The organism is Vagococcus sp. CY52-2 (genome assembly GCF_022655055.1).
Lineage (GTDB): Bacteria > Bacillota > Bacilli > Lactobacillales > Vagococcaceae > Vagococcus.
Genome location: NZ_CP093384.1, coordinates 620,196 through 644,043 on the forward strand (window position 1 = coordinate 620,196; position 23,848 = coordinate 644,043).

Sequence of the window (23,848 nt, forward strand, 5' to 3'; positions counted from 1 at the left end):
GGGAAAAAGATGGCAGAACCATTATTTTTAAAACCAGTATTCCAAGAAAAAATTTGGGGTGGAGAAAAATTATCGACTGAGTTTGGTTATGAATTAACTAGTAAAATGATAGGGGAATGTTGGGCAATTAGTGCGCATCCTCATGGTGTTTGTACGGTTAAAAATGGGGATTTCAAGGGAGAAAAGTTAGATGATTTATGGAAAAAACATCCGGAACTTTTTGGTAATCCAAAAGAAGACGTATTTCCATTACTGACTAAAATTTTAGATGCTGAAGATGACTTATCTGTTCAAGTCCATCCTGATGATTTTTATGGGTTAAGTCATGAGGGAGAATTAGGAAAAACGGAATGTTGGTATATCATTAGTGCAGAACCTGGAGCGGAAATTATTTATGGTCATCATGCTAAATCAAAAGAAGAATTAAAAAAAATGATAGACTCAGGTGAGTGGAATCAATTATTGAGACGTATACCTGTTAAAAAAGGTGATTTTTTCTATGTTCCTAGTGGGACCATTCATGCCATTGGTAGTGGGATTATGATTTTAGAAACGCAACAAAGCAGTGACACAACTTATCGCGTATATGATTATGATAGAGCAGATGACAATGGAAACACGCGTGAATTACATATTCAACAATCACTAGATGTGACGACTATTCCTCATATTGACCCTAAATTAGAAATAACGCAATTAAATGAGAATCAATCAAGTGTAACAACCTTTATTGAATCAGATTATTTTGATGTATTTGAGTGGAATGTCGATGGCATATTAGATATCAAATCTCATGCACCATACACATTAGCGAGTGTTATTGAAGGGTTTGGTTATTTAAAAATCGGTGCTAATCAAACGTATGAACTCTCAAAAGGAATGCATTTCATTATTCCCAATGGTATTGACACATGGGTATTAGAAGGTGATATGGATATCATCGCATCAGAGCCTGGAAAAAAGAATAGATAATAAAAAAGACATCATGTTGCAAAATCAACATGATGTCTTTAGTTTCATTATAATAATTCTGTGATTGGTTTATAGTCATCTAAACGATTTTGATCTTCAGCAATTACGTTTGAATTTAAACTACCATTGTATGTATTAAATCCATTTCTTAGAGCTTCGTCAGTTGCAACAATTTCTTTTAAAGATTGATTAGCCAACTTAACAATATATGGTAACGTATTATTTGTTAAAGCAAGAGTTGATGTGCGAGCTACTGCACCAGGCATGTTTGCAACTGCATAATGAACAACGTCATGTCTAATATAAGTTGGATTATCATGGCTTGTTACGTGGTCAGTCGTTTCAAAAATACCACCTTGGTCAATTGCAATATCAATGACAACAGAACCAGGTTTCATTTGTTTAATCATATTTTCAGTAACAAGTTTTGGTGCTTTACGTCCAGGTATTAAAACGGCACCAATAACTAAATCAGCTATTTTAACTGATTTTTCAATGTTATGAGAATTAGAAATAACAGTTTCAATGTCATTTCCAAAAATATCTTCTAGTTGTGCTAATCGTTGTGGATTAATGTCTAAAATTCTTACTTTGGCACCTAAACCAATGGCAATTCTAGCAGCATTCATACCAGCAACACCACCACCAATAATAACGACTTGTCCTTTTTCAACACCAGGAACAGAAGACAATAAAACACCTGAACCTTGGTTAATAGATTGTAAGAAGTATGCACCAGTTTGTGGCGCCATACGACCAGCAATCTCCGACATTGGTGTTAATAAAGGCAATGATCCATCGGGTAAACGAACGGATTCATAAGCAATTGCTGTAATCTTATTTTCTAGTAAAGCATCAGTTAATTCTTTATTAGGGGCTAAATGAAGATATGTAAATAAAATTTGATTAGGTTTGAATAAATGATATTCAGATGCTAATGGTTCTTTAACTTTTAGGACCATATCAACATCCCACGCGTCTTCTTGATTTTGAACGATGGTTGCACCCATTTCTTCATATGCACTGTCTTCAAAGCCAGCACCTACTCCTGCTTGAGTTTGTACGAATACTTCATGCGACTTTTCCACTAAAATTTTGACAAATGGTGGAGTCAAAGCAACACGGTTTTCATTGTTCTTAATTTCTTTTGGTACGCCTATTTTCAATTTTTTTCACTCCTATTCTGTCATAACCTGTTAAGATTACGATGGTATCATTATACATAAAATGTAAGAATAATGCTAATAATATACTATTTTTAAGAAAAAAGAACACAAGTTTTATCTTGTGTTCTAATTCAAATCATCCAAAGAAAACGTGACATGATATTTTTTTTTCATAGCCATATTGATTAATCTCAGTGCTAATTGCTTATTTTTTGCTAACAAGGGACCATGAAAATAGGACCCCATGACATTTTTATAAACAACCCCTTCAGTTTTGTCTTTCCCATTATTTCCATATCCTTTTACAACTTCTCCAAGAGGTTTTTCACCTTCTCCTAAAAAAGTCATACCATTATGGTTTTCAAAGCCGTAATATGTTTCATCAAATTCTTTATTATAAATCTCAATATCACCGATAAAACGGTTATTATCCTGGCTAAGAGTATAGTGGGGAAGAGCGGAGATTCCTTCAATTTTTTCACCTTGAGCGCCGATGTAATACTCACCTAATAATTGGAAACCTCCACAAATAGCAAGCATGACACCATCATTTTCAATGTAACGAGTGATAGCGTCTTTTTTTGTTTGAATGTCTTCAGAAACGATTTTTTGTTCATAATCTTGCCCTCCACCGAAAAAGACAAAATCATATTTCGTCTCATCGAAGTCTTCAAACACACTGATGATTTCAGTATCAATTGTAATACCTAATTTTTTTGCGTAGTAATTTAGTAAAAGTAGGTTACCATTGTCACCATATGTATTCAATAAATTTCCATACAGGTGACAAAATGTTAAATGATAGTTTGTCATACTAGGCTTCCTCCTTGATAAACCCTTGTTGGATTAATTCTTTTCTTAAGCCTAATACTGCAGTGTATGTGGCTAAAATATAAACATGTTCAGTTGGTGCTGATTTTATTTCTTCGATGACTTGTGTAAGTGACGATGTTTCAACTAATTTTTCTTCGTTAATACCGGCTACTTTTAATCGAAGTGACATATCACTCTGACGTTCTCCACCTGAGATGACTTTAGGAATATTTAATTCACCTAACGCTTCTAATTGACTATCCCAAATCCAACTGACATCAATTCCATCAGCATAGTTTGCATTAAGTAGTGCAGTCAGTGAAAACGGATAAGGAGATAATTTCATCGTATCAATCACTTGATTTAGCCCAACTGGATTTTTAACTAAAACAAGGGTGCATTTTTTATCCCCAATCTCAATGACTTCTTGACGGCCAAATACTTTTTCGTCGTACGCTAAACCTTTTCTGATTTTTTCTGATGAAATATTATAATGTTTCGCTACAGCTGTTGCTGCTAGTGCATTGTAAATATTGTACATACCACCTACTTCAATTTGGTAGTCATGTTCATCAATCGTAAAGGTAGAAGAGACATTAGTCATATGTTTAATGTCAGTTAAAGCAACATTAAGTTCAGGACGTTTGAAATCACAATTAGGGCAATAATAATCACCCAAGTTACTGTAAGTAATCATTTTATAGTGAAGAATGTGATGGCAATGAGGACACAGAACACCATCAGTATTATAATGAGCCATCTGTTCTTCATCATCAGCATGACTAAATCCATAATATTCTCTTGGGTTGATAGTGTCGATAGAGTTAAATATCGGTAAATCACCATTCATTAAAATAGGTGCATTTGGTGCTTTTTTCGCCCCATCAACGATTAATTGATAAGTCGTGTAAATTTCCCCATAGCGATCCATCTGATCGCGAAAAATATTGGTAAATAAGAATAACTCAGGTGTTAAAAATTCTGTCACTTTATTTAAACTGGCTTCGTCGATTTCTAAAACAGCGACGTTTTTGCCATGCTTATTTTTCTTTCCTTGAAGGAAGGTTGATACAATACCTTGTAACATATTTGCTCCTGTTGTGTTCGTAACAACAGAATCGAATTCCTCTTTTAATATATTAACGGTTAAAGCAGTAGTTAATGTTTTACCGTTTGTTCCTGTCACAACAATCACATCATAGTCTTTTGCTAAACTTGAAAGAATTGTTGGATCTATTTTTAAAGCCAATTTTCCAGGTAAGCTACTGCCACCTTTGAAAAACGTTTTTAATAGCCATTGTGAAGATTTACCAACAGTTGTCGCTAATCCACTTTTAAAACTCATATACATTCCTCCTGTGTATACATTAACTAAATCATGATACCATAAAATAAGAATTGAAAGATTAAAAAAATACATAAGATTCTATGATAAGATAACAAAAACTACTTAGAACATGAAAAAATATGTTCTAAGTAGTGACATTAGCCAATAATAATTTTTTCAGTTGGATAAATATAGCCACGGTCATGTTTTTCTTTTGGAATAAAAATCATTAAGGTGTAAAGCATGCCAATACGTCCAACAAACATTAAAATGGCAATAACAATTTTACCAATTGGGGAAAGAGAAGAGGTAATGCCTAGTGATAATCCTGTTGTTCCAAAGGCAGAAGCGACTTCTACAATTAACGCAATCATTGTTTCATTTTCTGTAATCGTTAGTATCATAATAGACAAAAAACACATAAAGACAGATAAATTAAACACAACGATGGCTTTTTTTATGTCTGTTCGATCAATTCTTCTATTAAATATAGTGACATTTTCTTGTCCTTTTATAAAGCTATACATATATAATCCTAATATCGCAACGGTTGTTGTTCGAACACCACCACCAACAGAACTGGGGCTACAACCAATGAACATTAGCATTGAAAAAAGTAATAGGGTAGGTGTTTGAAAATCATTTAGATTATTTAATTGTAAACCAGCATTTCGTGTGGTAGTAGAATAGAACATAGACGTCAGCCATTTTTGTTGTTCGCTCATATCAATAAATAAATGGTTTTTTTCTAATAAATAGATTAAAATTGTTCCAACGATAAATAATACAATATAGATACTAATCGCTAATCGACTGAATAGGGAAAAACGAAAAGGTAACTTATGATTGTCTCTTCTATAAAATAACCACTCTTTTACTTCCATTAAGACTGGAAACCCAATCCCGCCAATCATAATAAGTAGCATCAAAATAGGTAAAAAGAAAAAGTCGTTTTTATAAGGGGTGACCGACTCACCTGTTACATCAAACCCAGAGTTTGTTACTGCTGAGATGGATTGATAAAATCCATGGAACAACGAATCAACTAAATCAAGATGATGTTCGGCAAAATAAAAATGGGTAGAAAAAACAAGACCAAATAGCAATTGTATGACTAATACAGTCAGCATAGTATTTTTGATTAATCGAATACTTCCGCTAAGCTTTGGAGAGTTCATATCAGTCATGATTAATTGTCGACGCTTTAGAGAAATTTTCTTCTTTGATAAAATGAAGAAAAAAGTTGACACCATCATAATACCAAAGCCACCTATTTGAAAGAGAATTTCAAGTAAAATAATCCCACGTTGGTTAAATACTTCATTAATATTGAAAGTACTTAAGCCTGTCACACTAACCGTACTAATAGCCATAAAAATCATATCAAAGGTTGAATAATTAGCATTATCTTGATGGAAAAATGTTAAATTAAGTAAAAAGTAAGCGACAGTTGTAATTAACACATAATATAGAAAAATAATTTGGATACTCGAAAGGTGTTGGTTAATGTACCGAGTGCTTAGGTGCTTTAATTTCATATACGAAAACTCTAAACGAGGCATAGTATTTCCTCCTTGTCTGGTAATATCTCAACTAGTATAACAACTTATGTCTGATTAAACTAGTCTTAACAAAAAAGACTCTAAATTTGGGTGCTTCTATTTATGACTCTTAGTAATAAAAAATAAGTGATAACAATTAAAAAAATAATTGTTATCACTTATTTTTTATTACATAATTGGTGAAAATAATCGTGCTGTTTTTTGTTTGAATTTCAACCAAATAGACATGTCATCAATCATTTGCTGTGTTAATTCTTTGGATTGCTTTAAGTCTTCTGTAAAATAATGAGATAAAGCACTATTGATAGATTTATCATACATAACAGCACTCGCTTCAAAATTCAGTTTATAACTGCGAATATCTTGATTAGCTGAACCCACGATGCTTACTTCATCATCCATAATAAGAACTTTAGAATGAAGAAATCCACCTTCATAAATAAAGACATCAACATCATGTTTCATAATCACTTGAGCAAAATATTGTGTTGCCCTATAGATAAAAGGATGATCTGGTTTATTTGGAATCATAATTCGTACATCTACACCGGACTGTTTAGCAATTTTTAAAGCATCAAGAATTGTATCATCTGGTATAAAGTATGGTGTTTGAATCCAAATCCGTTTTTTAGCACTGGTGATAAGTTTTGTAAAAGCTAATTTAATTTGTTGCTTCTCATCATGTGGTCCACTAGCAATAATTTGAATATCAGTTATGGCTTTCTCATTTGGTTTTTCATGATATAAATAATCAAGCTTTCCAATAAGTTTTTTATCATCAGGGACGGAAACATTCCAATCGGATAAAAAGCGTAATTCTAAGATAGAGGTAGCAGGGCCGTCAATTCTAAGATGGGTGTCACGCCAGTAGCCAAATTTTTTAGTTGTTTCAACGTACTGATCTGCGATATTAAATCCACCAACATAACTAATTTTTCCATCGATCACAGCGATTTTTCGATGGTCATGATAGTTGACACGAAATTTTAAAATAGCCTTCTCACTGGTAACAAAAGTTTGGATTCGTCCACCAGCTTCAATTAATTTAGAAAACTTTGTTTTCTTAACTCCTTTAGAGCCTAATTCATCATATAATAGGCAAACTTCTACCCCTTCTTTTACCTTTTCAGTTAATAGATCAACTACTCTCATACCCGTTTTGTCTGTCACAAAAGCATAATATTCAATATGGATAAACGTTTTAGCATGTTTAATATCATTTAATAATGCTTCTAATTTTTTCTCTCCATCGGTAAATATGGTGACGTTGTTATGATGCGTTAAAGGTGTATGATTTAAATTAGACATGAAGTAGGCAAGCTGAGCATATTTATTATCTGAAGGTGTATCATCATATAATTGCAATGTTGGATCGTAAATATCATCTAGCGAGCTAAAATCCATTGTAATTTGATTTTTAATTTCATATCGTTCCTTTTTACTTAGCCCAAGACCAAAAAATAAATATAAAATAAATCCTAAAAATGGGATAAACATAAAGACTAATAACCACGCCCAAGTAACACTAGTATCACGCTCTCTATAAAATATTAAAAACAGAGCAAATAGTAAGTTGATTAAATATAAAATGATTAACAGGACACTCATGAATATACCCCTTTCTTTGATACCTTATTTTAGCAAAAAAATAGCGATATACCTAGCTAATTATTTAGGACTCTTTTTTTGACGTTTTAATTCTTTTTTTAGTGCTTGTTTAGCATGATGGTCAGCCATTTTATTTGATTCTTGTGGAATCCATTCAATCATTAAATCGCTAAATTCCTGACTTAAAACAAGTAATTTTGATAATAAAGGTAGAAAGCGATCATTTTTTACATAACGTTTATGAAATGATTCAACCACAATCCTACTGTCAGAATAAATAAAAATTAAGTCTTTTTGCCAATTATTTTGTAGACAGTATTCTAAAGATAGAATCATGGTCTGAAATTCTGCTATATGGTTATCTGTCGCATCTAAAGGAAATGTTTCTACGATTGTCTGATTTTCTTTTTTTATAATAAAACAACCAGCACTTACTTGGTATTTAGGATGTGTTGAAGCATCAGTATTAATTTTTATCATAAAATTCCTCATTTCATTTTTTTATTCGTATATATTGTGTTAAGATTATATCCTAGAGTAAAGTGATTGTAACGGAGGTTAGTGATGAGTGAGAATAAAATTCACATATATAGATACCAACCAATACTAGCTGATACAGTGATTTATTGGTCGTTGACCTTTGTATTATTTTTTGCCAGTATGATCGGTTTATTAGAAGAACAAGGGCGGATCAATCTATTTAGTATTGTGACATTTTTTATTTTTTTATTTTTTTTCTATTTAGGAACAAGGAGAAAATTAATCTTAACTCAAGAGCAGATTAAAGTGAATGCGGTATTAAAAAAAAATGAATACACGATAGATATTAGTAAAATAAAAAAAGTGTTAGTGGGGAAATATGGCTTTACACTAGTCACAAATCAACATGAACGTTCTTATTTAATGCTACCATCATCTAAAACGAATTTTATTCATCATTTAGAAGAGTCAGCCCAGTTATCTTGCATGGTAAATGGGTATAAAAAATGAGTTGACGATTAATCAACTCATTTTTTTTCATCTATAACAGAAACGTTCGATGCTTGTAAGCCGCGAGCTCCTTCTTTAATATCAAAATTAACTTGTTGTCCTTCAAAAAGTGTTTTAAACCCATCCTGTTCTATTGCAGTAAAATGAACAAAGATTTCCTCATCTTGATCGTAAATAATGAATCCATATCCCTTTTTTACATCAAACCATTTCACTAAACCTTGTTTCATTTCACATTCCTCCAGGTTTTTTCTTGTCTCATACTGATTATTATACGTTTAGAACGAATATTCGTCAAATAACAAAAATTTATACAAAAGCATCTAGAAATAAAGTTTGTTCTTTCAAAAAAATGTTATATACTGTACTTATTGTTTAACTAGATTACAAGATATTATTTATCGATGAGGGAGATGAACCAATGTTTCTTTATATTTTTATTATTATAGGGAGTATTATTTTAGATCAATTAACTAAATTGATGGTGGTACAACATTTAGATTTGTATGATACAACGATGACTAATCCTATTTTATCCATTACCCATATCAGAAATGAAGGAGGAGCCTGGAGTATATTTGAAGGCCATATGTGGTTTTTTTTATTAGTTGGAGTGATTGCTTTAGGTATTTTTTCTTACCTACTATATAAACATAGATATAAAAATAAATGGTTAACAGTGGGGCTAAGTTTTGTCATTGGTGGAACTATTGGTAATTTCATTGACCGATTTAGACAAGGGTATGTGGTGGATATGTTTCAAACAGAGTTTATTAGATTTCCAATTTTTAATGTAGCAGATATTTTTTTAGTTATTGGTGTTTTGTGCATCTTTATTTATATTCTACTTTATGATGAAGAAAAGTCTCATAGATGAGTATCTTGCGAAAATCAATAAAGAGTAGTAGAATGGAATTAATATAATTTGTGAGGATGATGCTATATGTCAAAGGATCACTTAGTTGACGAAGCGATTGAAAAGTTAAAAGCAGCTGATATAAGAATAACGCCACAGAGATACGCTATTTTGGAATATCTAATCGAAAGTCACACACACCCTACGGCAGATGATATCTATAAAGAGTTGGAACATCGTTTTCCAAACATGAGTGTGGCGACTGTTTATAACAATTTAAGATTGTTTACTGAGATTGGTTTTGTTATCGAAATGACATATGGTGATTCTTCAAGTCGGTTTGATTTTACAACGGAGAAACATTATCATGCCATTTGTGAAAAGTGTAAAAAAGTAGTAGATGTTAATTATCCTGGCTTGGGTGATGTTGAAGCGGCTACTGAAAAATTAACTGGTTTTAAGATAAATGATCATCGTTTAGAAATGTATGGTATTTGTCCAGATTGTCAAAAATTAGAAGAAGAGGTTATATAAAAAAGTCCATATTTCTCTTTATGAGAAGTATGGACTTTTTTATTAGTTATTACCTGACATATCAAGTAATTTATTTTTTAAATCTTCTTCCATCATCGCTAATTCTAATTCAGCATTACGGCGTTTTTCTTTGCCTTCTTGTTGAATTTTAAGTGTTTCTTGGATGGTTTCAATTAAATCATTTTGTGTCTTTTGTAGTGTCTCAATATCAACAATGCCACGTTCGTTTTCTTTTGCTGTTTCAATAGCTGAAATTTTTAGCATTTCAGAATTTTTAGCTAACAAATCATTTGTTGTTTCAGATACTTGACGCTGAGCTGTAACCGCATCTTTTTGCCTTAAAAGAGTTAAAGCAATCGCCACTTGATTTTTCCATAAAGGAATGGCTGTATTAATAGAAGCTTGTATTTTCTCAGCTAGTGCTTGATTTGTATTTTGAATCAAACGAATTTGTGGTGCTTGTTGAATCGTAATCTGTCTCGCTAGTTTTAAGTCGTATGTTCTTTTTTCAAGACGATCAACAAATTGGTTTAAGTCATTCACAATTTGTGTATCCATTTGGTCACCAGTTTTTTCAGCTAAAGCCATTGCTTCTGGAATCGTTTTTGTTTGAAGTTCTTCAATTTTTAATTCCCCAGCTGCAATATAGATATTCAAGGCATCAAAGTAGTCCTTATTTTTATGATAAAGTTGTTCTAACATGCTATTATCTTCAAGTAATCCATTTTTTTCATGATCTAGTTTAACAGCTATTTTATCAATCTGAGCACCAATTTTTTGATATTTTGCTGTTGTTTCATAAATGGATTGCTTTACCTTTCCAAACATGCGTTTAAATAGATTTCCATCTTTTGCTTCAAGTTCACTAGGACTTGCTTCATTTAAACGATACATTAATTCAGTTAGAGAATCTCCCATTGGACCAATATCTTGTGTTTGAACATGATTCAACATGGTATGTGAAAATTCACTTAATTTTTGTTGTGCCGCAACACCATAGCTTAAAATGGATTGGCTATCATTTGTATCGATTTGATTGGCTAATTCTTGTGCTTGTTGTTTTCGTTCATCTGATAGTCTATCAATGACTTTTGTTGACGTTTGGGCTTTTGTTACTTGTTGTTTTTTTTCAGCCTGATTTAATAAGTCAGATTGTTCCAATTCTGAAAATGGATTACTTAGTAAATCATCTAAAGTATTATCAATGGGTTCAGCTTTTTTTAATTCATCCGACATTACAATTCCTCCTGATCATCAGATATATTGTGTTTAAAGGCTTCTTTATTAGCATTTTGTTTGGCAATTGAAATTTCTACTTCTAAATCTTCGATGTCATCTGAAACAAAATTTTCATAATCTTCTATGATAAGACGAGAGACATTTTCGATTGCACCAATACTATTATTTAGTGTATCATATGTCTCTTTACTTTTGATTTCATGATTAGAAATGTCTGCATATTTATTCGTCATTTCAACTAGATTAGGCAAATGAGTATACAAAAATTTATCTGCCAAATGAAGTTTTTTAGGTTCTTTAACAATTTCTTTGAACATCGCTTTTGCTACTTTCAATGTGTCATATCTCAAGTTAATGGCATTTAGCTTCGGAATATTATAGAAGTTTTTTTCTAATTGATCAATTTGTCCTTTTGTTTCTGATAGCGTTGTTCTAAAAAAAACAATCTCTTTGTCAGACATGCCAGCTTCATAATAATGTTCTTGTTTTTCTCTAGTCAGTTCAGGAACGACTTCTTTGTTTTTTCGTTTAGAAATCTTTCGATAAATTATCCAACTGATAGCAATTAAGATAAATACGGTACCAAGATTTTCATTAATATCCGTTAAAACGCACATTCCTATTAAAAAACCAATAACACCGACGATTGTGTATTTCATTCTCTTCATTTTGTCACTCCTCTTTTCAAGTATTTTTTGTATAGTATTAGTTTAGCATAAGGAAGTAAAAACATTATCAGTCCTAAGTTTGATTTATAAATAAGTATTAAGGATACAGCGAGTTTTGTTGAAATAACGACTCTTTAAAGGTATCATAAACATAAATAAGTGAATTGACAAGGAGCAGGCATGAATGAAAGATAAATTTAATGAAGAAACGCTCGAAAGAAAAGAGGTATTCAAAGGATCAGTGATTGATGTGTGTGTTGATACGGTTGAATTACCTAATGGGAAAACATCAAAACGTGAATTGGTTTTTCATAAAGGAGCAGTTGGTATTTTAGCCATTACACCGATGAATCGCATTGTGTTAGTCAAACAATTTCGTAAAGCAATAGAAAAAAGTATTTTAGAAATACCAGCAGGAAAAATTGAAGCATATGAAGATAACCCGTTAGAAACAGCTAAGCGTGAACTAGAGGAAGAAACCTTTTATCAATGTGATTCAATGGTTGAAGTGGCCGATTTTGTTACATCTCCAGGTTTTTGTAATGAAAGAATGGTCTTATTTCAAGCTAATGGTATCAAAAAAGCCGATAATCCTTTACCAAGAGATGAGGATGAATTTTTAGATATCGTGGAGTTATCTTTAGAGGAAGTGAAAGAGTACATTCGTCTTGGTACAATTTGTGATGCTAAGACATTATATGCTATTCTATTATGGGAAATGCAAATGAAATAAGGAGTTTATCATGTCGAAAGAAAAACAAAAGAAAGTAGAAACAACGTCAAAACAAATTTTAACAAGAAGTCGTGTAAGAGAACATAATAAAAACGAACAACGTAATGCATGGTTAAACCGAGCGATTGTGATTATCGTCATCTTATTAGTCATTATGTTGTATGCTATTTTTAAACTGTAAGGGAGTTTATGTATGAAAATTGGAATCATTGGGGCAATGGAACAAGAAGTTGTGTTATTAAAAAATCAACTAGAAAATAAAAAAGAATGGCATGAAGCAGGTGTGTCATTTTATTCAGGAAGTATTGGAACACATGAAATTGTAGTAACACAATCAGGTATAGGCAAAGTTTTAGCTGGGTTAACAGCGACGTTACTAATTAGTCATTATCATGTTGATTGTTTAATTAATTCAGGATCTGCTGGTGGTATTGGTAAAGGTTTATCGATTGGAGATATTGTCATTTCTGATAAATTAGCTTATTTTGATTCGGACGTTACAGCATTTGGTTATGAATATGGGCAAATGCCACAGATGCCATTATTTTATGAAGCAAGTAATCAACTCATGAGTGTAGCGATAAAAGCAGCTGAGGATAAGCAATTAGCAACACACATTGGGTTGATTGTTTCAGGAGATACCTTTGTCCATAGTCAAGAACAAATAGCCCACATAAAAAAACATTTTCCTGACGTTTTAGCTAATGAGATGGAAGGCGCGGCGATTGCTCAAGTGGCGCATCAATATAAGTGTCCATTTGTTGTGATCCGTGCCATTAGTGATGTAGGCGATGAAAATGCTAGTGTAAATTTTGATGAGTTTATTATTGAAGCAGGAAAAAAATCTGCTGAAATGGTCGTTGAATTAGTGAAACAATTAAACTAAGGAGAGAAGACATGAAAGCTTTGATATCAATAGATTATACAAATGATTTTGTTGCAAGTGATGGAAAATTAACGACTGGTGAATTCGGTCAAGCCATTGAAACAGAGATGGTCCGTTTAACTAACCAATTTATTGACGATGGAAATTACGTTGTTTTTGCTATTGATTGTCATGATGACACAGATAAGTATCATCCAGAGAACACTTTATTTCCTCCTCATAATATTATTGGAACAAAAGGAAGAGAATTGTATCAAGGATTAAATGATGTGTATCAAAAAAATAAGGAAAAAGATACGATGTATTGGATAGATAAGCGTCACTATTCAGCTTTTAGTGGCACAGATTTAGATATTCGATTAAGAGAAAGAAAAATCGATACAGTTCATTTAGTAGGAGTGTGTACAGATATTTGTGTGTTACATACCGCTATCGATGCTTATAATTTAGGATACAATATTGTAATTCACGAAAAAGCTGTCCAAAGCTTTGATCAAGTTGGCCATAAATGGGCTTTAGGCCATTTTAAAAATACGCTTGGTGCGACAATTGTTTAAATCAAAAAGCAAGCTCCTATGATTTTAGGGCTTGCTTTTTATTTATTAAATGGATAATAATTTTATTAAAGTAATGGCAACAATCGTTTGAACAATTCCTACACTTCCAGCATACGCTAAAAATCGAGGGCCTTCTTTAAAAAATTCTTTTGCGTTAATACGTAATCCAATAGCTGCTAAAGCAGTAATTTCAAACCAGCCACTAATTGAGTGCGTTGTTTGGCTTAATATAGTTGGAAAATGAATGACACTATTTAAGACACAACAAATGATAAAGCCAATGATATACCAAGGAAGCGGAAATTTTTTCTTAGCCTTTTCTTGTATTGTTAGGTTGTTGTCTGTTGATTGGTTAGCAATTTTTCCAAAAGCAAATACAACGACCACTAAGAACATGATCCGTAAAATTTTAAATAAAGTTGCCATTTCTACAACTTGTGAACTAACCATATTGGCACTGGCAATAACTTGACCGACTGATTGAAGCGTTCCACCGATTAAGGCACTTTTAGCCATCACATTATCTGTAAAAACTGTACCACCAATAATAGGAAGAGTCAGCATCATCACAGTTCCTAATAAATTGACTAAGGTAATAATTTGTCCCTTTTCTTTATCTTTAGCCCCAATTTCTGGTGCGATTGCACCAATAGCTGATGAACCACATACAGCATTTCCTCCTGCCATCAGTAATGACATCGTCTGGTTAAATTTTAATTTTTTCCCAATAAAGTAAGCTGATAGAATCGTTAGTGTCATTTGACACATAATAAATAGAATACCAGAACCCCCAATTTGTACAATAGTTTGAAAGGTTACGGTAGTTCCAAGTAGAACAATGGATAATTCCAATAGTGTTTTTTCTGAAAATTTAGTTCCCTTTTGCCAAACTGATTGATTAAAAAAAAGATTTCCTAAAAAAATACCTAATAAAATAGCAATGGTTCCAGCTCCGAGTGACGGTAACCATATGGCGAGTATTTTTGATAAGCTAGCAATCGCTAGGGATAAGAGAAGACCAGGGTAGATAGTTTGTTTCAATTGTTTCATATTCATTCCTCCAAAGTTAACATAATTTGATTATACTGGTTTAGTTTACATTTTAAAAATAAATAGTTAGAATATTAACTATTACGAAAACAAATAGTAGGTGTAAAGATGTTTAAATTATTTTTAACATTTAAAGAAGCATATGAGACGAGAAACTTTACAAAAGCGGCTGAAAATTTATTCATTTCACAACCGGCTGTTTCTAGTCAAATGAAACAATTAGAAGAAGAACTAAATTGTAAATTGTTTATTAGAAAAACGAAACAAGAGATGTCTCCAACAAAAGAAGCAACTATCCTGTATACAAGGCTATTAAATTTAGAAGATGACTGGTTAGAAACCAAGAGGTTGATTAAACAGGTTGGAAATAATCCAGTAAAATGTGTTATTAGTGCATCAAATACTTTTTCTATCTATTACTTACCTGATTTAATGAGTTGGTTAGTTAAGAGATTTCCTGAGGTATATTTTGAACTTGATATGCATAATTCCGAAGAAGTTCTGGAAAATGTCTTACAGCATCGAGCGCATTTTGGATTTATTGAAAAACCATTGGAAACAGGTCCTGTATGCCGAAAAGAGTTTTTAACAGATGAGTTGGTGATTGCTGGTAATCTTGATAGTGATCTGTGGTTGTGTCGGGAAGATATTTCAGGTGTATATCATTATACCAAGCGATATTTTTTACAAGAAAACATTCAACCAAAGCGTTTATGTGTAAAAAATAATGAAATGATTGTGAGATTACTTGAAAAAGGTATTGGAAAAAGTATTATTTCACGTGTGTCAGTCCCTAAACATATGTTCTATCAAGAATTGGGTATGAATTATAAACGTTTATTTTATTTTTTAAAAAAAGATTATTTGACACATCCCACGTTTTTAGAAATTGAAGCAGTCATTGAACAGTACGCAAAAGAAAAAGGCGGAGAATGAAATCATTCTTCGTCTTTTTTTTGTTTTTCTTTAATGATGGTCTCTACTTTTTGAAGAAAGGTTAGGTTAAGTGGAAATTTTACCATAATAATGGGTGTATCTTTGTAGAGTGAATGTTTACTCGTTTCATGAAATGGCGTTAAGACAATATCTGTCTGCTCTTTTGAGTAAGAGTCTTGATAGTTTATTTGATGATTAAAATATAAATCCAAATAGTCTTTCATTTGCTTTTGGTGCAGATAGTCAAACGCTGGTTCCATATGAATCGATACGACTTTATATAGGTGTTCTGAATCAACAAAATAAAGAAAACGAAAAAAATATTGTTGTAAAAGAATCGTTAGTTGACTATTCGGAATAAAGCCTGTTTCAATCAAATGTTTTTTGATAACCGTTGTAAATTTTGCAGTGGTAAAAGGGTATTGTTCTAAATTATAGTGAACAGTGACACCATATTTATATTCGAATACTAATTGATTAAATACCATTGTAATAAAACTAGTATAGAAAATATCTCTCTTTATTAAGTAAATATCCTCATCTGATAAGGGGCGAAATAATGGAAATAAATCGCAAAAAATTAAATCAGTTATCGTCATTAGTTCTAATTGATTTTCATTAAAAAAATTGTAAACAAGATTGGTGTTCTGTTTTCTATTTAGCTCTTCATCAAGTGTCATAATATAGAAAAAATAAGCAATTTCTTTTTGATTAAAAACGTAATAATGATGGAATAATTCTTCAACATAAGGATAGATAGGATGAGAAGCTAGAAAGCGATTGAATTTATCACTAATGATAATAAGTTGATTAAAACTAATCCGCTGTAAATGAATTAAAAAAATATTGATCGTTTTTTGCTTTTTAACATCAGATATTTGAAAATTTGCTTTCTTAAAAAAATCATCAAAGTTCTGTTTTAGATCCTCGTAATTTATACCGTCGAGTAAAAAATAAGCATTTCGACTAGCCATTGTATCAAATAAAGCAATGAAATATCTTATTTTACGTTCATCACCAACTAATTTTAAATGAACTAAATCAATTCCATAAACGTGACAGGCTTCTCTAATTCGTTTGAGATTTTTTCTAACTGTTGTTTCACTTAAAAAATGCATTTGGCAATAGTTTGTTACGGAGACGATTTGTTGATTAATGATGTCATTTAATAGAATCATAGTTTGACTACTTTGAACAACGAATTTTTTAAAATCTTCAAAGTCATTTGAATAGTCAGTAATTTTTATTCCTTTCATTTTTAGATAATCAATAGAAAGTTGATTATCTGTTATTAAATCATACTCTTTTTTTCTTTCTAAAATGTCTTTTATGTAATGTTGGACTGTCCTTTCAGAAATCGCTAATTCTTTAGATAGGTAGGAGGTTTGTGTCCAATCGTAATGATTGTAAATGATACTAATGACAGAGATAGTCGTTTTTATTTTTGGTTCAAGTAATAAATCAATCAATGATGTCATTCCTTTCAAGAAAATAAATCAGACATACTAGTGAAACAAGTATAATCTGTTTTATAAAAAAAGACAATTCGCATAAAAATTGATTTTAGGTCAATAAAATCAAATTTTTTTAGTTTTCTTTTCATTGGATGTTCTAAGTTAAGTATGAATTAAGCGATATACTTATCGTTGCTATAGAGATAGAAGATAGATTAATAACATGAATACTTACAATGCTATTTAATATTTGATGTATTGTAAAGAAATTTAACAAATCAGTTATTTCTAATGTTTAGTAGAGAGGATTTAAATCATGCAGAATACAAAAAAATTATCTTTATTCAGTTTTTTTGCCATGACGGCTTCGTTATTTATCACGGTCTATGAGTACCCAACGTTTGCTGAATCGGGGAAGACACTTATTTTCTTTTTATTAGTATGTGGTCTATTCTGGTTTTTACCAGTTGCCTTATGTGCAGCAGAGATTGGTACTGTAGAGGCGTTTGATGGAGGGGGGATTTTTGGATGGGTAGGTAAAACGTTAGGAGAAAAATTTGGTTTTGCTGCCATTTTCTTCCAGTGGTTTCAAATCACAGTGGGATTTGTCACAATGAGTTATTTTATCATTGGTGCGTTATCATATGCGTTAAAATTTCCAGAGATGAATGACAATAAGCTCATTAAATTTTTAGTGGTAGTTTTAATTTTTTGGTTATTAACATTTTTACAATTTAAAGGGACAAAAACCACATCTCAAATTGCGAAAGCAGGTTTTGTGATAGGCATTATTATTCCTGTAACTGTCTTATTAATTTTTACTATTAAATATGTTGCTACAGGTCATGCTGTAACACATTCATTTTTAGATAAATCATTTTTCCCGAATAAGCAAACCTTCTCATCATTGGTGACTTTTATTTTAGCCTATGTTGGGGTGGAAGCTTCAGCATCCCATATTAAATCACTGGATAATCCACAAAAGAATTATCCGTTAATGATGGTTTACTTAGTTATTATAGGAATCGTATTAAGTACTATTGGTGGCACGACTGTTTCAATGGTCGTACCAGCGAAACATCTGTCGTTAAATAGTGGGGTGATTCAAGCATTTGAAACATTGATTTTGAAAGGTAATCCTCATCTATCATGGTTAGTCGAAATCCTTGCGATTATGTTGGCATTTGGTGTGCTAGCTCAAGTTAGTTCATGGATTGTCAGTCCAACAGAAGGCTTGCGTTATGTTGCCGATCAAGGATTGCTCCCTAAAAGCTGTCAAAAAATTAATAAAAATGGAGTGCCAACTTCTTTACTAATCATACAAGGTGTTATCGTGACCATTTGGGCTGCCGTTTTAACTTTTGGTGGAGGAGGAAATGCTGTGTCATTTTTAACCGCCATTTCATTAACCGTTGTGATTTATTTATGTGGCTATTTATTATTTTTTATTGGGTATTTCGTTTTAATTTTTAAGAAATCAAATCAAGCATTAAAAAGAGCTTACGAAGTACCAGGAGGAAGAAAAGTAAAAGCGTTGTTAGCAAGTTTGGGTATGGGGATGTCTTTATTAGCATTAGTTTCTTCCTTTATTGCGCCAAGTGAATTAAAAGCAAATGAAGCGAAAACCTACTTAATAACATTAGCTTTTAGTTCTGTTATAACCGTATTGTTACCATTTGTGTTTTATCACATATATGGGAAAAAACATTCGATTAATTTAAATAATGAAGAAAGAAAGTGATTAACGTGCAAATGATTAAACAGGAATTTAAACAGTTATTTCATAATAAAATACTACTAATTTCTGTGATAGCTATCTGTTTTATTCCGATATTATATTCGAGTGTATTTGATAAATCTGTTTGGGATCCATATAACCGTTCGAGTCATTTGCCTGTAGCCGTGGTAAATGAAGATCAACCAGTTGAGATGTTAGGCCAAAAAGTTGATGTTGGGAAGAGTGTCATTGATGAATTAAAACATAACAAACAACTTAAATGGGAATTTGTTGATGAAAAGCAAGCAATGGATGGCATGAAGGACTTGAAATATTACATGATTGTCACGATTCCAAAAGATTTTTCAAAAAATGCGACGAGTCTTTTAAATCCTTCTCCTAATCAAATGGAAATTCAGTACACAACAAATGGTTCGCTAAATTATATTGGATTGGATATGGCTCAAATTGGAGCCAAAGAGTTGGAAGCGAAAGTGCGAGAAAGTGTCACCGCAGCTTATGTTAAAACAGCGTTAGCACTTGGTCAAAAGGGTAAACAAGATTTAATAAAATTAACCAATGGCTCAAAAGAACTTGCAACAGGCAGTAAAAAACTCGATAACGGTTTGGGTGAATACACGAATGGTGTGTCTACTGCAGCTAATGGCTCAAATACATTAGCAAATGGTGTAAATGAGTTAGCGTCTAATGTTTCTCCGTTAAAACAAGGGGTAACGGAATTACAAAATGGTGCGACACAATTATCTAATGGACTAAACGAAGTCAATGACAAACTTCAACCACTCTCAGGGAAATTAAATGAAGTTGGAAGTGGTGTGACAGATTTATTAAATGGTACAAAAGAGTTAGAAGCCAGTTTAAGAAATGTGGAAGCCAGTTTATCAGGATCTTCAGCTAATTTGTTAAAACAAGATATCGAAAAGATTAATCAACAAGTTGAATCAGTTTTAAATGATTCAAAAGAGTTGAGTGAAGTTTCTAGTGTATCAACTGCTTTGTCAACAGATCTAATTGGATTAAGTAATCAATTATCAGGGTTTAGCCAAGTGATTGGAAAAATCAACCAGATAGTCTCTCGGGACACACAACAATTTCAGCAAGTGTTAGAAGGTATCATTCAACAAAATAGCCGAATAAGTGATGATATTAAACAAGAGTTGATTGCACAACTATCACAGCAAGTTACTAGCTTCTCAACACAATTAGTGACAGATATTAAAAGCTCTTCAGCTGACATTGATGGTATCGTTAGTCAAGTTCAAACAGGACTAAATGGTGCAAGCCAGCAAGCAAAATCATTATCACAACAAGCAACGATGATGAGTCAATTAGCCAAAGGATTGTCAGAAAATACAGGAGAAATGAAAGAATCTATTGTAAATATTAAAGCAGGAACCACCGATTTATTGGAAAGCTTTGGTAACAATGTCAACTTAGCCAACACACAAAATGTGTTACATGAATTAGAAACAGGATTATCTCAAGTGGATAACCTAGTGAATGAAGCACCTGTTGCGTTAAATGGTATTAATCGTTTGTCAGCTGGAAGTAATACTTTAACAAATGGATTAAATACTATGTCAGGTAAAATGCCAGAACTAATATCAGGCGTTACACGTTTAGATGGTGGAGCCAATGAATTAAGTCAAGGACTCACAAAATTAACCGATAACACACCGAAATTAATGAGTGGAGCCAATCAACTAACAGTAGGTGCAACAACAATGGCAAGTGCTTTAACACAAGCAGATAAATTAGTTAGTCGTTTGAAATTTAATAATAAAAACGTCAAAATGTTCGCAGCACCAACAGGGTTACAAAATATTGAATACAGTAAAGTAAAAAATTATGGACAAGCTTTAGCACCATACATTATGTCACTTGCGTTATTTGTTGGCTGTATTGTATTCAACTTTATCTTCCCAATCAGACGTGTTTCAATGGACGGGCAATCCAGTCGTGATTGGTGGTTAAGTAAAGTTGCAATGGGATTTGTCGTATCAACGATTATGGCAATTATCGAAGCGACTATCATGTTGTTATTAAAATTACCCGTCGATCAAGTTGGAAAACTTTATCTAGTGGGAATTGTGACTGCGTGGAGTTATATGTTCTTGATTATGTTTTTAGCTATGACATTTGATAATCCAGGTCGATTTGTTGCGATGATTTTATTGGTGTTACAACTAGGAGGAGCTGGAGGAACATTCCCATTACCATTGCAAAACAGTTTCTTTAATGCCATTCACCCTTATTTACCAATGACCTATTCCATTTATGGATTTAGGGAAGCAATCTCTAGAGGGATTGGTGCACCAATGTTTAATAGAAGTATTATCACCTTATTATGTATCTTTATATTCTTTGTTATTCTTTTAAGATTTTCAATGGATTACTTACAAAGAAAACACTTGGAAAATATATCTGCTTTAAATGATAATCAAAAACTACAAGCTTTAGAAAAATAATGTTTTTTAAATGAGATACTTATCCCATTTTATATAATTTAAAATTTTTAGGAGGTCTAGTTATGACTAGCGAAAAAAATCAATCAGTCGTACCAATCTTTGGATCAAATGCATCAGAAGAAGCAGTAATGTTAGATAAAATGAGAATGGACCCAATTAATCCATCTATTGCTTATCGTTTAATAAAAGACGAATTAATCAATGAAGGAAATGCTCGACAAAATTTGGCGACATTTTGTCAAACTTATATGGAACCAGAAGTGACTGCTATTATGGCAGAAACAATGGAAAAAAATGCTATTGATAAATCCGAGTATCCCCAAACGGCCGCTATGGAACAAAAATGCGTGAGAATGATTGCTGATTTATGGCATGCACCAAACCGAGATCGTGTGATGGGGACTTCAACTGTTGGTTCAAGTGAAGCTTGTATGCTCGGTGGGATGGCGATGAAATTTAGATGGCGAGATCGTGCTAAGAAAAATGGATTAGATATCAATGCAAAACGACCAAACTTAGTTATTTCATCAGCTTATCAAGTATGTTGGGAAAAATTCTGTGTATACTGGGATATTGAAATGCGTGAAGTCCCAGTTGATAGTGAGCATTTAAGTATCAACACAGATACTGTCATGGACTATGTTGATGAGTATACGATTGGGATTGTCGGTATTTTAGGTATTACTTATACTGGAAAATTTGACGACATTAAAAAATTAGATGAGCTGGTTGAAGAATACAATCAAACACACAATCAAGACTTAGTGATTCACGTGGATGGAGCAAGCGGTGGTTTATTTGTACCATTTATCGAACCAGATTTATTGTGGGATTTTAGATTGAAAAATGTGGTGTCTATCAATTCATCTGGCCATAAATACGGCTTAGTTTATCCTGGAGTTGGATGGGTGTTATGGAAAGACGAAGAGTATCTACCAAAAGAATTGGTTTTTGAAGTGAGTTATTTAGGTAGTGTTATGCCAACAATGGCGATTAATTTTTCTAGAAGTGCTAGCCAAATTATTGGGCAATATTATAATTTTTACCGCTTTGGGTTTAATGGATACAAAGAAATTCATGAGCGAACAAAAAAAGTAGCCATGTCTTTAGCTAAAACAGTTGAAGAAACTGGACTTTTTAAAATGTTTAATACAGGAGAAAATTTACCAATCGTTTGTTTCACGTTAAAAGAGGATGCTAATGTAGAATGGTCACTGTATGACTTGTCTGATCGTTTACAAATGAGAGGATGGCAAGTTCCATCTTATCCATTTCCTAAGGATATGCAAGGCACGATTGTTCAACGATTTGTGTGTCGTGCAGATATGGGTCAAAATATGGCAAACGCTTTTGCAAAGGATTTTAATGCGGCGATAAAAGAATTGAATCATGCAAGAATTTTATGTCACGAAGAACCAAAAAAAACAACAGTTAAACCAGAACACTAAAAAAGATATTGAATAAATTGTGAAAATGTATCTCATCATGTATCGAAAAAATAGAAAACATTATTCATAAATTAGATAAAATTAAAAAATATAATACTTGTATTGAATCAATTAAATAACTAATTATTATTAGACATTAGTTAAAATCAGGAGGAACAATTATGAAAAAAACTACACTATTAAGTGTCACTGTCGGAGCAACATTATTATTACTTTTAGGTGGCTGTGGATCAAAAGAAGAAGTGAAAGGAACAGTTGAAGCTGGAACAGTTGCTTCTACAACAGAAACACTAAAAGACGGTGAAAAAGTTGATGTAGAAAGCGTGAGCCTTAAAGATGATGGGTCATTTAAAGAAATCATCAAAGGTGAAAATGATCCAAAAGTAAAATTAGAAGCAAAATATGATACTGACTGGCAAGATAAAAGCTGGGAAAATGTTGATTTTAAAATCGGTAAAGTAAAAATCGTTGAAGTAGATAAATACAAAGACAAAGAAAATAACGAATACAAAGGTTTAATGTCTATGGACTTTACATTAAAAAATGATGGAAAAGAAGATGTAAGCATTCACCCAAGTGATGCTGTCTTAGTCTTAAAAGATGGTACAGAAATCACAGGTAAACATTTTAGAGATTACTGGGAAGATATTTTTGCTAAAGATAAACAAAAAGACGGCCATGTTTATTTTACCTTTGATAAGTTAGAACAAGCTGACCAAGTCAAAGAAATCAAATTAACCTTCGATGGACACAAAAAAGGTGATGACAGCGAAAAAGTTGAACACACTTATGATGTGAAATTACCTCTAGAACTACAAAAATAAGGAATAGGACGTGTTAAAA

The 23,848-nt window shown here is 32.2% G+C and carries 24 protein-coding genes; 13 read left to right on the plus strand and 11 right to left on the minus strand.

Going from position 1 to position 23,848, the window contains the following annotated elements:
- Positions 1 to 9: 9 nt before the first annotated feature.
- On the plus strand, positions 10 to 972 hold the full coding sequence (manA, locus tag MN187_RS03150; protein WP_242094247.1) for a mannose-6-phosphate isomerase, class I: 963 nt from the start codon (positions 10 to 12) through the stop codon (positions 970 to 972).
- A gap of 47 nt (positions 973 to 1,019) precedes the next feature.
- Here manA and ald read toward each other — a convergent pair whose 3' ends face one another.
- From ald to MN187_RS03180, 6 genes are all read right to left on the minus strand, one after another.
- Complete coding sequence (gene ald / locus MN187_RS03155; RefSeq protein ID WP_117972719.1) at positions 1,020 to 2,138, minus strand: alanine dehydrogenase; 1,119 nt, start codon at positions 2,136 to 2,138, stop codon at positions 1,020 to 1,022.
- A gap of 126 nt (positions 2,139 to 2,264) precedes the next feature.
- Positions 2,265 to 2,951 (minus strand): type 1 glutamine amidotransferase, encoded by a 687-nt coding sequence (locus tag MN187_RS03160; RefSeq protein WP_241699371.1) that lies wholly within the window; start codon positions 2,949 to 2,951, stop codon positions 2,265 to 2,267.
- A 1-nt stretch (position 2,952) separates the two neighbouring features.
- Entirely contained in the window at positions 2,953 to 4,296 is a 1,344-nt protein-coding gene (locus MN187_RS03165; RefSeq protein ID WP_242094249.1) for a Mur ligase family protein, read from the minus strand.
- 140 nt (positions 4,297 to 4,436) lie between these two features.
- A complete protein-coding gene (locus MN187_RS03170) occupies positions 4,437 to 5,840 on the minus strand; it encodes a TrkH family potassium uptake protein (protein WP_371821043.1) in 1,404 nt (467 codons plus the stop codon).
- Positions 5,841 to 6,008: 168 nt separating this feature from the next.
- Positions 6,009 to 7,448 (minus strand): cardiolipin synthase, encoded by a 1,440-nt coding sequence (cls, locus tag MN187_RS03175; protein WP_242094251.1) that lies wholly within the window; start codon positions 7,446 to 7,448, stop codon positions 6,009 to 6,011.
- A 60-nt stretch (positions 7,449 to 7,508) separates the two neighbouring features.
- On the minus strand, positions 7,509 to 7,928 hold the full coding sequence (locus tag MN187_RS03180) for a ribonuclease HI family protein (RefSeq protein ID WP_158559393.1): 420 nt from the start codon (positions 7,926 to 7,928) through the stop codon (positions 7,509 to 7,511).
- Positions 7,929 to 8,012: 84 nt separating this feature from the next.
- On the opposite strand from MN187_RS03180, the gene MN187_RS03185 reads away from it, so the two are divergent.
- A complete protein-coding gene (locus MN187_RS03185) occupies positions 8,013 to 8,438 on the plus strand; it encodes an EbsA family protein (protein ID WP_117972724.1) in 426 nt (141 codons plus the stop codon).
- Between the two features lie 17 nt (positions 8,439 to 8,455).
- Here the strand turns inward: MN187_RS03185 and MN187_RS03190 are convergent, their stop codons facing one another.
- A complete protein-coding gene (locus MN187_RS03190; protein ID WP_242094252.1) occupies positions 8,456 to 8,668 on the minus strand; it encodes a cold-shock protein in 213 nt (70 codons plus the stop codon).
- A gap of 191 nt (positions 8,669 to 8,859) precedes the next feature.
- Here MN187_RS03190 and lspA point away from each other — a divergent pair, with 191 nt between their 5' ends.
- Positions 8,860 to 9,315 carry a signal peptidase II gene (gene lspA, locus MN187_RS03195; RefSeq protein ID WP_117972726.1) on the plus strand — a complete coding sequence of 152 codons (456 nt, stop codon included), beginning with the start codon at positions 8,860 to 8,862 and terminating at the stop codon, positions 9,313 to 9,315.
- A gap of 66 nt (positions 9,316 to 9,381) precedes the next feature.
- A complete protein-coding gene (gene perR / locus MN187_RS03200; RefSeq protein ID WP_117972727.1) occupies positions 9,382 to 9,828 on the plus strand; it encodes a peroxide-responsive transcriptional repressor PerR in 447 nt (148 codons plus the stop codon).
- Between the two features lie 42 nt (positions 9,829 to 9,870).
- Here perR and MN187_RS03205 read toward each other — a convergent pair whose 3' ends face one another.
- Both MN187_RS03205 and MN187_RS03210 read right to left on the minus strand, forming a co-directional pair.
- Positions 9,871 to 11,064 carry a toxic anion resistance protein gene (locus MN187_RS03205; protein ID WP_117972728.1) on the minus strand — a complete coding sequence of 398 codons (1,194 nt, stop codon included), beginning with the start codon at positions 11,062 to 11,064 and terminating at the stop codon, positions 9,871 to 9,873.
- Entirely contained in the window at positions 11,064 to 11,735 is a 672-nt protein-coding gene (locus MN187_RS03210) for a 5-bromo-4-chloroindolyl phosphate hydrolysis family protein (RefSeq protein ID WP_117972729.1), read from the minus strand. The genes MN187_RS03205 and MN187_RS03210 overlap by 1 nt, the downstream gene beginning before the upstream one ends.
- Before the next feature lie 184 nt (positions 11,736 to 11,919).
- On the opposite strand from MN187_RS03210, the gene MN187_RS03215 reads away from it, so the two are divergent.
- Genes MN187_RS03215 through MN187_RS03230 form a run of 4 tightly spaced genes read left to right on the plus strand, consistent with a single transcriptional unit; the run spans position 11,920 to position 13,911 of the window.
- Entirely contained in the window at positions 11,920 to 12,468 is a 549-nt protein-coding gene (locus MN187_RS03215; RefSeq protein WP_242094254.1) for an NUDIX hydrolase, read from the plus strand.
- A 10-nt stretch (positions 12,469 to 12,478) separates the two neighbouring features.
- Complete coding sequence (locus MN187_RS03220) at positions 12,479 to 12,649, plus strand: hypothetical protein (protein WP_158559395.1); 171 nt, start codon at positions 12,479 to 12,481, stop codon at positions 12,647 to 12,649.
- A gap of 12 nt (positions 12,650 to 12,661) precedes the next feature.
- On the plus strand, positions 12,662 to 13,354 hold the full coding sequence (locus MN187_RS03225) for a 5'-methylthioadenosine/adenosylhomocysteine nucleosidase (protein ID WP_117972731.1): 693 nt from the start codon (positions 12,662 to 12,664) through the stop codon (positions 13,352 to 13,354).
- Positions 13,355 to 13,365: 11 nt separating this feature from the next.
- Entirely contained in the window at positions 13,366 to 13,911 is a 546-nt protein-coding gene (locus MN187_RS03230; RefSeq protein WP_117972732.1) for a cysteine hydrolase family protein, read from the plus strand.
- A 45-nt stretch (positions 13,912 to 13,956) separates the two neighbouring features.
- Here the strand turns inward: MN187_RS03230 and MN187_RS03235 are convergent, their stop codons facing one another.
- On the minus strand, positions 13,957 to 14,961 hold the full coding sequence (locus MN187_RS03235) for a YeiH family protein (RefSeq protein ID WP_242094256.1): 1,005 nt from the start codon (positions 14,959 to 14,961) through the stop codon (positions 13,957 to 13,959).
- Between the two features lie 108 nt (positions 14,962 to 15,069).
- On the opposite strand from MN187_RS03235, the gene MN187_RS03240 reads away from it, so the two are divergent.
- Positions 15,070 to 15,897 (plus strand): LysR family transcriptional regulator, encoded by an 828-nt coding sequence (locus MN187_RS03240; protein WP_117972734.1) that lies wholly within the window; start codon positions 15,070 to 15,072, stop codon positions 15,895 to 15,897.
- Between the two features lie 2 nt (positions 15,898 to 15,899).
- Here the strand turns inward: MN187_RS03240 and MN187_RS03245 are convergent, their stop codons facing one another.
- Positions 15,900 to 17,366, minus strand: coding sequence for a helix-turn-helix domain-containing protein (locus MN187_RS03245; protein WP_242094258.1), 1,467 nt, complete (start codon positions 17,364 to 17,366; stop codon positions 15,900 to 15,902).
- A 301-nt stretch (positions 17,367 to 17,667) separates the two neighbouring features.
- Between MN187_RS03245 and MN187_RS03250 the strand changes: the two genes are divergently transcribed.
- From MN187_RS03250 to MN187_RS03265, 4 genes are all read left to right on the plus strand, one after another.
- A complete protein-coding gene (locus MN187_RS03250) occupies positions 17,668 to 19,092 on the plus strand; it encodes an amino acid permease (RefSeq protein WP_242094260.1) in 1,425 nt (474 codons plus the stop codon).
- An 11-nt stretch (positions 19,093 to 19,103) separates the two neighbouring features.
- Entirely contained in the window at positions 19,104 to 21,557 is a 2,454-nt protein-coding gene (locus MN187_RS03255; protein WP_242094594.1) for a YhgE/Pip domain-containing protein, read from the plus strand.
- Positions 21,558 to 21,619: 62 nt separating this feature from the next.
- Positions 21,620 to 23,005, plus strand: a complete 1,386-nt coding sequence (gene gad, locus MN187_RS03260) for a glutamate decarboxylase (RefSeq protein ID WP_117972738.1) — start codon at positions 21,620 to 21,622, stop codon at positions 23,003 to 23,005.
- A gap of 161 nt (positions 23,006 to 23,166) precedes the next feature.
- Positions 23,167 to 23,829 carry a hypothetical protein gene (locus MN187_RS03265; protein ID WP_242094262.1) on the plus strand — a complete coding sequence of 221 codons (663 nt, stop codon included), beginning with the start codon at positions 23,167 to 23,169 and terminating at the stop codon, positions 23,827 to 23,829.
- The last annotated feature ends 19 nt before the right edge of the window (positions 23,830 to 23,848 follow it).